Source organism: Flavobacterium sufflavum, assembly GCF_004016525.1.
Taxonomy (GTDB): Bacteria; Bacteroidota; Bacteroidia; order Flavobacteriales; family Flavobacteriaceae; genus Flavobacterium; species Flavobacterium sufflavum.
Genome location: NZ_SACJ01000001.1, coordinates 803,558 through 812,338, shown reverse-complemented (window position 1 = coordinate 812,338; position 8,781 = coordinate 803,558). Strand labels below are relative to the sequence as shown.

5 protein-coding genes are annotated in these 8,781 nt (G+C 34.0%); 1 reads left to right on the top strand and 4 read right to left on the bottom strand.

All coding sequences use genetic code 11. The annotated features are described in order from the left end of the window. Positions 1-193: 193 nt before the first annotated feature. Positions 194-1,060, bottom strand: a complete 867-nt coding sequence (locus EOD40_RS02895; protein ID WP_128193386.1) for a TorF family putative porin — start codon at positions 1,058-1,060, stop codon at positions 194-196. Between the two features lie 15 nt (positions 1,061-1,075). After that, positions 1,076-3,160: a response regulator gene (locus EOD40_RS02890; RefSeq protein ID WP_128193385.1), complete on the bottom strand. Its 2,085-nt coding sequence runs from the start codon at positions 3,158-3,160 to the stop codon at positions 1,076-1,078. A 311-nt stretch (positions 3,161-3,471) separates the two neighbouring features. Between EOD40_RS02890 and EOD40_RS02885 the strand changes: the two genes are divergently transcribed. Continuing rightward, positions 3,472-4,509, top strand: coding sequence for a hypothetical protein (locus tag EOD40_RS02885; protein WP_128193384.1), 1,038 nt, complete (start codon positions 3,472-3,474; stop codon positions 4,507-4,509). Between the two features lie 158 nt (positions 4,510-4,667). On the opposite strand, the gene mfd is transcribed toward EOD40_RS02885, so the two are convergent. Continuing rightward, on the bottom strand, positions 4,668-8,042 hold the full coding sequence (gene mfd / locus EOD40_RS02880) for a transcription-repair coupling factor (protein WP_128193383.1): 3,375 nt from the start codon (positions 8,040-8,042) through the stop codon (positions 4,668-4,670). Then, positions 8,035-8,688, bottom strand: coding sequence for a hypothetical protein (locus EOD40_RS02875; protein WP_231129567.1), 654 nt, complete (start codon positions 8,686-8,688; stop codon positions 8,035-8,037). The genes mfd and EOD40_RS02875 overlap by 8 nt, the downstream gene beginning before the upstream one ends. Positions 8,689-8,781: the final 93 nt, after the last annotated feature.

The window sequence follows — 8,781 nt, the reverse complement described above, 5'->3', positions numbered from 1 at the left end:
CGAAAGCATAAGCAAAAGTTTAGTATTTGTTTGAAATTAAGCACTTTAAATATACTAACTTTTGCTTTTTTGTACAATTATTTTTACGTATTTATTACGTGATTATATCGAACTCACGTTAAATAACAAAAACGGCTATCAAAATTATTTTTGATAGCCGTTTTTTATTGCTCTTTACTCAGAGAAAAAGTGATTAATATCCAAAACTAATTCCGGCCACTAAGAAATCCTTACCGAAAAAATCAGTGTTTTTTGTCGCAGCATTGTGAATATAATTTAATGACAATGGCATTGAAATTCCGCTTCCCAAATCAAATTCCTTAGTTGCTTTTACTGCTAAATTCACAAAAGACGGCTTATCATAATCGGCAAAATTATAATACTGAGCCTTGTTGTTTAACACAACCCCTGCTGAAGGCGCTAATTCTATATTTTGAATTGCTTTATGAGAGGAATTTTCGAATAAATTAAAAGTATATCCCAGTTCTAAATAAGTGGTGTAATTGTGTTTTGGAATACCATTATTATCATAGCGATAATCATTTCCGGCTATAAACGTACTTATTGTTGCATTAAAAGGATATTTATAACCCTCTGAAAAATCAAAACAAAGCATTGCATCAACAGTTTGTGAACTTGTTGGGCCATATTCAAAAAAGGTATTGCTCACTCCCTCAACTTTTGACACAGAAGGCCAATAGTAATCCCAAAGTTGGAATTGTAAAAAATCATTGATTTGATAAGTTGCATAAAAATCAATTTCCTGATATCCCTTGTACAAAGTTTCGCCATCGGGATAAAAATATTGATTTTTGAAATTGGTTGTTGCCCAAACACCCAGTGTTAATTTTGGCAAAACTGCGTATTCAATTGTTGGCTGAATTGCCGCATAATTTCCACCCCAACATTGTCCGCGCCATAAATAGCGACTCACAAGATCAATTTTCAAGCTGAGTTTTTTCTCTTCTACTGTATCTTTAAGCTGTTCTTTTTCTTGTGAAAAAGAAATAAGCGACATTAATCCCAAAACTAAAACCGAAATTCCTTTGTTAATCTTCATGCAAATTAATTTATCCTAAAACTTATCTATCAACTCAAACAGGCGTTCTCTGTTCAAGGGTTTTGTTATGTAATCATCAAATCCCGCTTTCATAATTTTGACTTTATCTTCAGAAGAGGAATAAGCTGTTTGCGCAATAATAGGCAGTTGCGGACGAATAGGCCTTATCTGTTCAATAGCTTCAAAACCATTCATGACAGGCATTTTAATATCCATTAACACCAAATCGATATTCGAATTATTGATACAAATATCAACTGCCTCCTGACCATCATGAGCCCTGATAATTTCATATCCTTTGTTCTGCATCATTTTTTGAAACAATAAAAAATTGATATTATCATCTTCAGCAATTAAAATAACTTTATTCTCTGATTTTACTGATTCTTTTTCGCGGATAGACTTTACCACTATATGTTCTACCTTAGCATACTTTAACGGAATTGAAAAATAAAAGGTAGAACCAACTCCTACTTCCGATTCTAAACTGATTGCACCTCCAAGGATTTCTATGTAAGCTTTCGAAATAGAAAGCCCTAATCCTAAACCACCCACCTTAATTGATTTATCATTTTCCACACGCTTGAATCGGTCAAAAACATGTTTGTGATGATCTTCATCGATTCCTGAACCGGTGTCCTGAATTGTAAAATGGATTAAACCTTCCTTTTCATCTATTTCGTAACTAAAGGTTACCAGACCTTCATCGGTATATTTTATTGCATTGGTCAATAAATTAATGATAACCTGTTTTAATTTAATTTCATCAGTAATGATATTATACTCAGCCGGAAGAGTACTTTTTATCAATTTAATTTTTACAGGCTTGCTTTTTGGAATCGTTACTTTAACGGTTTTGTAAAGCTCAACTATACAGGATTCCAGATTAATTTCGCTGAAATTTGGAGAAATCTGATTGGAATCAATTTTAGACATTTCTATCAAATCATCAATAATGGAAACCAGATTTTTACCGTTATTTTGTATCACATTCAAATACTCAATACGTTCTTTTTCCGTAAGTTCCGTATTCAAAATAAGTTCGGTGAAACCATTTATGGCATTCATTGGCGTTCTTATCTCGTGAGACAGATTCGCCAAAAAAGAAGCTTTTAGCAAATCGCCTTCTTCCGCCTTTATTTTCGCCTTTATTAATGCCAATTTTTGATTGTTATTCTCTTCAAACAAATTGCCTATATAACTAAACTCTCCTTTTGTCTTTTTCAATTCGTTAATAGCACTTTTATTCCCTCTTTCAAGAGCTTTTCGAACCAAATAAAGAGGTCGGTAAACTAGTTTTTGGGTGTAAAAAATACTCATGATCAGATAGAGTATAAAAACTACAATTATGGCATACAGAATATTAAGCGTATTTTCAAAATACACTTCAAATTTTCGCTCAAATAAAAATCTTCCTATCAATTTATTTTGGGAATCCCTCAAAGGATAGACAGCACTTACTACATGTCTTTGTTCAGAAACAACTTCTTTAGCTCCTAGAATTTTGATTTCAGAAGAGGTTATATTCTCTAAATTTTTGATGAATTTTCCATTGATTAATCGGGCAGCAAAAAAATAACCTGAAGTTTTGGTTTTATTTTTAAATGGGTCATCAGAAGCGTGAATCGTTGCCCCGGTTACCTCTACAATTCCTTCCGGAATTCGTAAATAGAATTTACCAATGCCTATTTTATCCAAATACTCCATAGCTTGTTTCGGGACAAAATCAAGCGTTTTAATTACCGGAGTTGGAGTTCGCATTATAAATTGTTTATTCGCATCATAAACACCTAAATAATCGGCTCCATATATTTTTAACTCATTATTAATCGTTTCATTATACCAGGCTTTATTTTTGGTCGCAACGAAATCCACAAACTCATCCCAGTTAGTATCATTATTAATCGCTGTTAAAATTGGCTTTGACTCCAATAATAACAACGTACTAATTTTGCTTTCGAATAATTCAACGGCATTTTGATAGGCTTCTTTTTCTGTCTTATTGATATAATAAAACAAGGCCGCATAAAACAGCAAGAAAACCACACTAGAGGAAACTATTAAAAAAAGTATTTTTGGGGACGTTTTTTTTAATATCATAAGTCTCAATACAAACTATGTAGGTTAAAAACATCAAGTTAATAAAAATAAACAAACTTTTAAACCCGTTTACAAAGTATTTGACGTCCTACACTAAATCTGTGTGAAAATACTACAAAAATTAAAATTATTAATAACAAAACAACTTCCTTAACAAAAACATCAAAAAAAGCTATTTTTATATTTCTTTCCCTCCCAACATCTCCATCAATTCCAAAGCTCTTCTGGTTGATTTTAGGTTCTCAAAAGTTAATAATAACCATAAAATTAAGAAAGAAAAAACATATATTTATGACTATAAAAAATTCAAAATGAAAAGATATATCTTATTGTTTTTATTTACATTTCAAATAACATTTTCACAGGAAGTAGTAGTAAAAGGACAAGCATTTAATTCAGGAAAATTTAATGACCGAATTGTCTATGTTATAAAAAATGACACTATTAATAAACTAAGAAAACGTAGTGATTCTTTATATGAAGACTGGAAAAAGAAATCAAAATTTGAAAACAGAAAAGATAGGTCTTATCTGGAAGCCTCTAAAAACAATCAAATTCTAACTCAATTACTTTATGACAAAAATTACAGAGCACATACAGACAGCCTCGGTAATTTTGAAATAAAGGCTAAATTAACGGATTCATTATTTTTTGAATCTACATATCATACAACTGAAAAACACTTAGTTGCTGACTTAGCAAAGAAGAAAATTAAACTTAAATTAAAATTAGAACCCTGTGAAGTTTGGCCTTCTCATCCTGAAAAACCAACAAAACTATATGTGTTTATTGGTAAGAAGATTAAAATTTGGGAATCTCCATCAAGTTATTGTAATGGTTTTCCTTTAACCTCTAGGGTTTTATCAAAATATTTAATAGTTAAAAATATCTATGGCGATTTTAAAAAAGATACTATTCAATTCACAACTTACCCACCACATTCTGCTCCAAAACAACAAAATTACGTTCCTTTTAAAACTTTTTTTGCTGATTTTGAATATTGTTTACTATATGTTTTGGAATACAAAGGAGAATTACTTCAAACAAGATATTTTTTTGATGATGTATATATGACAAAAGAAGGAAGATGGGCATCGCCATTAAAGCCTAAAGGATTATATAACACAATCTCTCCTGGCATAGATAAATTAAAACAAATAAATTTCACCACTCCAATTGAATTTGAGTACGAAGAAAAATTTGAAAAACAAATAAAAGAGAATTTCTCCGAAGCTTACAATATAATAGGCGATGGAAAAATTTTAGTTACTCATGGAGTTTATGCTGAAGATTTATTTGAAATCAGAAAAACAGGAGCATTGAAAGAATATGATTATTTGATTAAATAAAATTCCACAGAGATTCTCAAAGAAAAAACTCAGAGCTAAGTAAAGAATTTTAAAATTAAACTTTGCGAATCTCAGTGATGGCTTCGCATTACTTTGCGAAATAGTTTTTTAAAAACAACAAACCCGTCCCGATAGCTACCGGTACGGGTTTTATAATTCTAAGCTTCTTTCCCTCCCAACATCTCCATCAACTCCAAAGCTCTTCGGGTTGATTTTACATTGTCAAAAGTTAATAATAAACGTAAACCGTTAGCGGTTTGTTTTTCTTTCATTTTGCAAAGTGAAGGATGTTTTTGCACAAACTGCAAAACCTTATGAAAACGGTTGGACTGGTAAAAATCAGACTGCTGATCCGAAACAAAATAACCAATCATCTTCCCTTGTTTCATCACTAATTTTTCGATTCCCACACGGGTTGCCACCCATTTAATGCGAATACTATTCATTAACGCATTGGCTCGCGGAGGCAAAGGACCAAAACGGTCAATCAATTTATTTTGAAAAACAACCAATTCTTCTTCGTTTTTAATCGCACTCAATTCGTTATACAAATTCAAACGTTCCGAAATATTATTGATGTATTCATCCGAAAACAACAGCTCAAAATCGGTATCAATTTGCAGGTCTTTCACATATTCCTTGGTCTCAATATCGTTTTCTACCGGATACAAATCTTTGAATTCGTTTTCCTTTAATTCTTCGATGGCCTCGTTCATGATTTTTTGGTAGGTATCAAAACCAATTTCGTTGATAAAACCCGATTGTTCTCCACCCAATAAATCTCCTGCACCACGAATCTCTAAATCTTTCATCGCAATGTTAAATCCGCTGCCGAGTTCACTAAATTGTTCCAAGGCCTGAATTCGCTTGCGGGCTTCTTCGGTCATTGAAGAATAAGGCGGACAAATAAAATAGCAGAATGCTTTTTTATTGCTTCGACCCACGCGACCACGCATCTGGTGTAAATCAGACAGTCCAAAATTATTGGCATTATTAATGAAAATTGTATTGGCATTTGGTACGTCCAATCCACTTTCGATAATAGTTGTAGCTACCAGAACATCAAATTCCCCGTTCATGAAAGCCAGCATCAGCTCTTCGAGTTTCTTACCGTCCATTTGTCCGTGACCGATTCCAACTTTGGCATTGGGTACCAAACGCTGAATCATTCCCGCCACTTCCTTGATATTTTCAATTCGGTTATTGATAAAATAAACCTGTCCGTTACGCTGGATTTCATACGAAATCGCATCTCGGATTACTTCTTCACTAAAACCTACCACATTCGTTTCAATAGGATATCTGTTAGGCGGAGGCGTTGTAATTACTGATAAATCTCGCGCTGCCATTAACGAAAACTGTAAGGTTCTCGGAATTGGCGTAGCCGTCAACGTTAAGGTATCCACATTGGCAGCAATGGTTTTGAGTTTGTCTTTTACGTTTACTCCAAACTTTTGTTCTTCGTCAACAATCAATAATCCCAAATCTTTAAAAACCACATTTTTGTTCACCAATTGGTGCGTTCCAATAACAATATCGAGTTGTCCTTCGGCTAATTGCTTTAAGGTTTCCGACTTTTGTTTGGCCGTTCTAAAACGGTTCAAATAACCAATGGAAACCGGCATATCTTTTAATCGTTCCGAAAAAGTTCTAAAATGTTGGTACGCCAAAATAGTTGTTGGCACCAAAATCGCTACTTGTTTGCTATTATCCACCGCTTTAAAAGCAGCACGAATAGCCACCTCGGTTTTTCCAAAACCAACGTCCCCACAAACCAAACGATCCATCGGGCGATCGCTTTCCATATCGGCTTTTACTTCCTGAGTCGATTTGGTCTGGTCTGGCGTATCTTCGTAGATAAACGAACTTTCCAATTCGTTTTGCAAATAACTGTCCGGCGCAAATTGAAAGCCTTTGTCTAATCGTCTTTTGGCATACAATTGAATCAAATTGAATGCAATATGCTTGACTCTCGCCTTGGTTTTTTGTTTTAAAACTTTCCAGGCATTCGAACCTAATTTGTATATTTTTGGAGGTGTTCCGTCTTTTCCGTTGTATTTCGAAATCTTGTGCAGCGAATGAATACTCACATACACAATGTCATTATCGGCGTAAACCAGCTTAATGGTTTCCTGGGTTTTTCCTTCGACCTGGATTTTTTGCAATCCGCCAAATTTCCCAATTCCGTGGTCAATATGCGTTACATAATCGCCCACCGAAAGTGTAGTCAATTCTTTTAGCGTGATATTTTGCTTTTTCGAATAACCATTCTTAATGCTAAATTTATGATAACGCTCAAAAATCTGATGGTCGGTGTAGCAGGAAATTTGGTTTTCTTCATCAATAAAACCCTGATACAAAGGCAAAACTATGGTATTGTATTGCTTGCGGATATTCTCCGAATTGGCTTCATCCAAAGTTTCAAAAATATCATGAAAACGCTTTGCCTGCGCTTCATTCGAACAAAACAAATAATTTTTATAACCGTTAAAATGATTCTCGCTCAAATTATTCAACAACAAATCAAACTGTTTGTTGAACGAAGGCTGCGGCTGAATGTGGAATTCAATTTTTTTAGTAGTTCTGAAAATGGCTTTTGAAGCCAATTCTACAATAGAAAAATCCAAAGCGCGTTTTATAAAAGCCTTTTGATTCAGAAATAATTGCTCCGGAGTGGCGTGTTTAATATCCTTAGACAATTTCTCGAAAGCTTCTTCGGCACGGGCAAATTGTTTGTCTAATTGCAATAATAAATCTTCGGTATCCTGAATAAAAATCACCGTTTGCTCCGAAATATAATCTAAGAAACTCTCCCGGTTTTCCTGAAAAACCTTGTTTTCAACGTTAGGAATAATGGTAATTTTCTTTTTCTGTTCAATCGACAACTGTGTAGCCACATCAAAAGTTCGAATACTTTCGACCTCATCACCAAAAAACTCAATTCGGTATGGATTGTCATTTGAAAAAGAAAACACATCGACAATTCCTCCACGAACCGAAAATTCGCCCGGTTCGGTAATAAAATCGACTCTTTTGAATTCGTATTCGAATAAAACTTCATTGATAAAATCAATCGAAATCTTATCCCCAACACTTACTTTCAAGGTGTTTTTATCCAAATCGCGACGCGTCACCACTTTTTCGAATAAAGCTTCGGGATAACTGACAATTACAGCCGGTTTTTTACGGGAATTAATACGGTTTAATACTTCGGCACGAAGCAAAACATTGGCATTATCAGTTTCTTCAACTTGATACGGACGACGAAACGAAGCCGGATAAAACAACACATCCTGCTCGCCTATCATCTGTTCCAAATCGTTCAAATAATAAGCCGCTTCTTCTTTGTTATTTAAAATCACCAGAAAAGGCAATTCGGCTTTTTTAAACGCCGAACGAATAACAAAGGAAACAGCCGAACCCAGCAAACCGTTAAGATGCAGTTTAGCCATGTTTTTTTCCTGTAAGGCTGCTGCAATTTGTAGAACTTTAGGCGAAGTTTCGTAGAGGGTATATAAGGCAGATTTACTCAACTCTTGCGTCGTTTGGGTTAATTATTGCTCTTGTACTGGCGGGAATAACCGTTTGATTTGGCATCATTCCATTATTAGGAATCGCTCTTGCTGAGTCTAACAACATTCGTCTCATTTCATCTTCGCCTTCCTCAATAGGAATCTTGCTTTTCTCGGTAAGAATATCCATTTGGCGTTGCAAAGTGGCTAATTCTTTATTGATTTCTCCCACCAATTGCGCTACTTTTTTGTCTGGAATATTATCCAAATGAATAAACATATCAAATAATCTTACCTTTGTAATCAAAACTGAAACCCTGCTTTTTATTTGAGGTTTATTGAATAGCTCCGGAATATTATTATTCAAAACCATCGCTTTTTTAGAAATTGCCGCCGCTTTTTGCTGAAAAGCACCAATTGTTTTCTTTGGCTTTTGACCTAGTTCCTGCATAAATGCACGCAAATCGCTCCAGGTTTTTATACTTTCTTCAGTAGCCTCATTAATAGGCTCGTCATAGAAATCCCAGGCTTTTTTTACGTTATTAAAAATGATTTCTTTTTTCTTGGCATCTCTTGCGTTTTCGGCAATTCTCTTTTGATTATCTTCTTTATTACAAGCAGAAAGTAAGATTACAAGACAAAGAAAGTATGATAGTTTGTATTTCATCGTTATTTTTGATTGAATCGCAAAGTTACAAAGTAAATCATATTCCTTATACTTCTTTAAGTAAAGAATAACAACAGATGTATGTAAGAACTT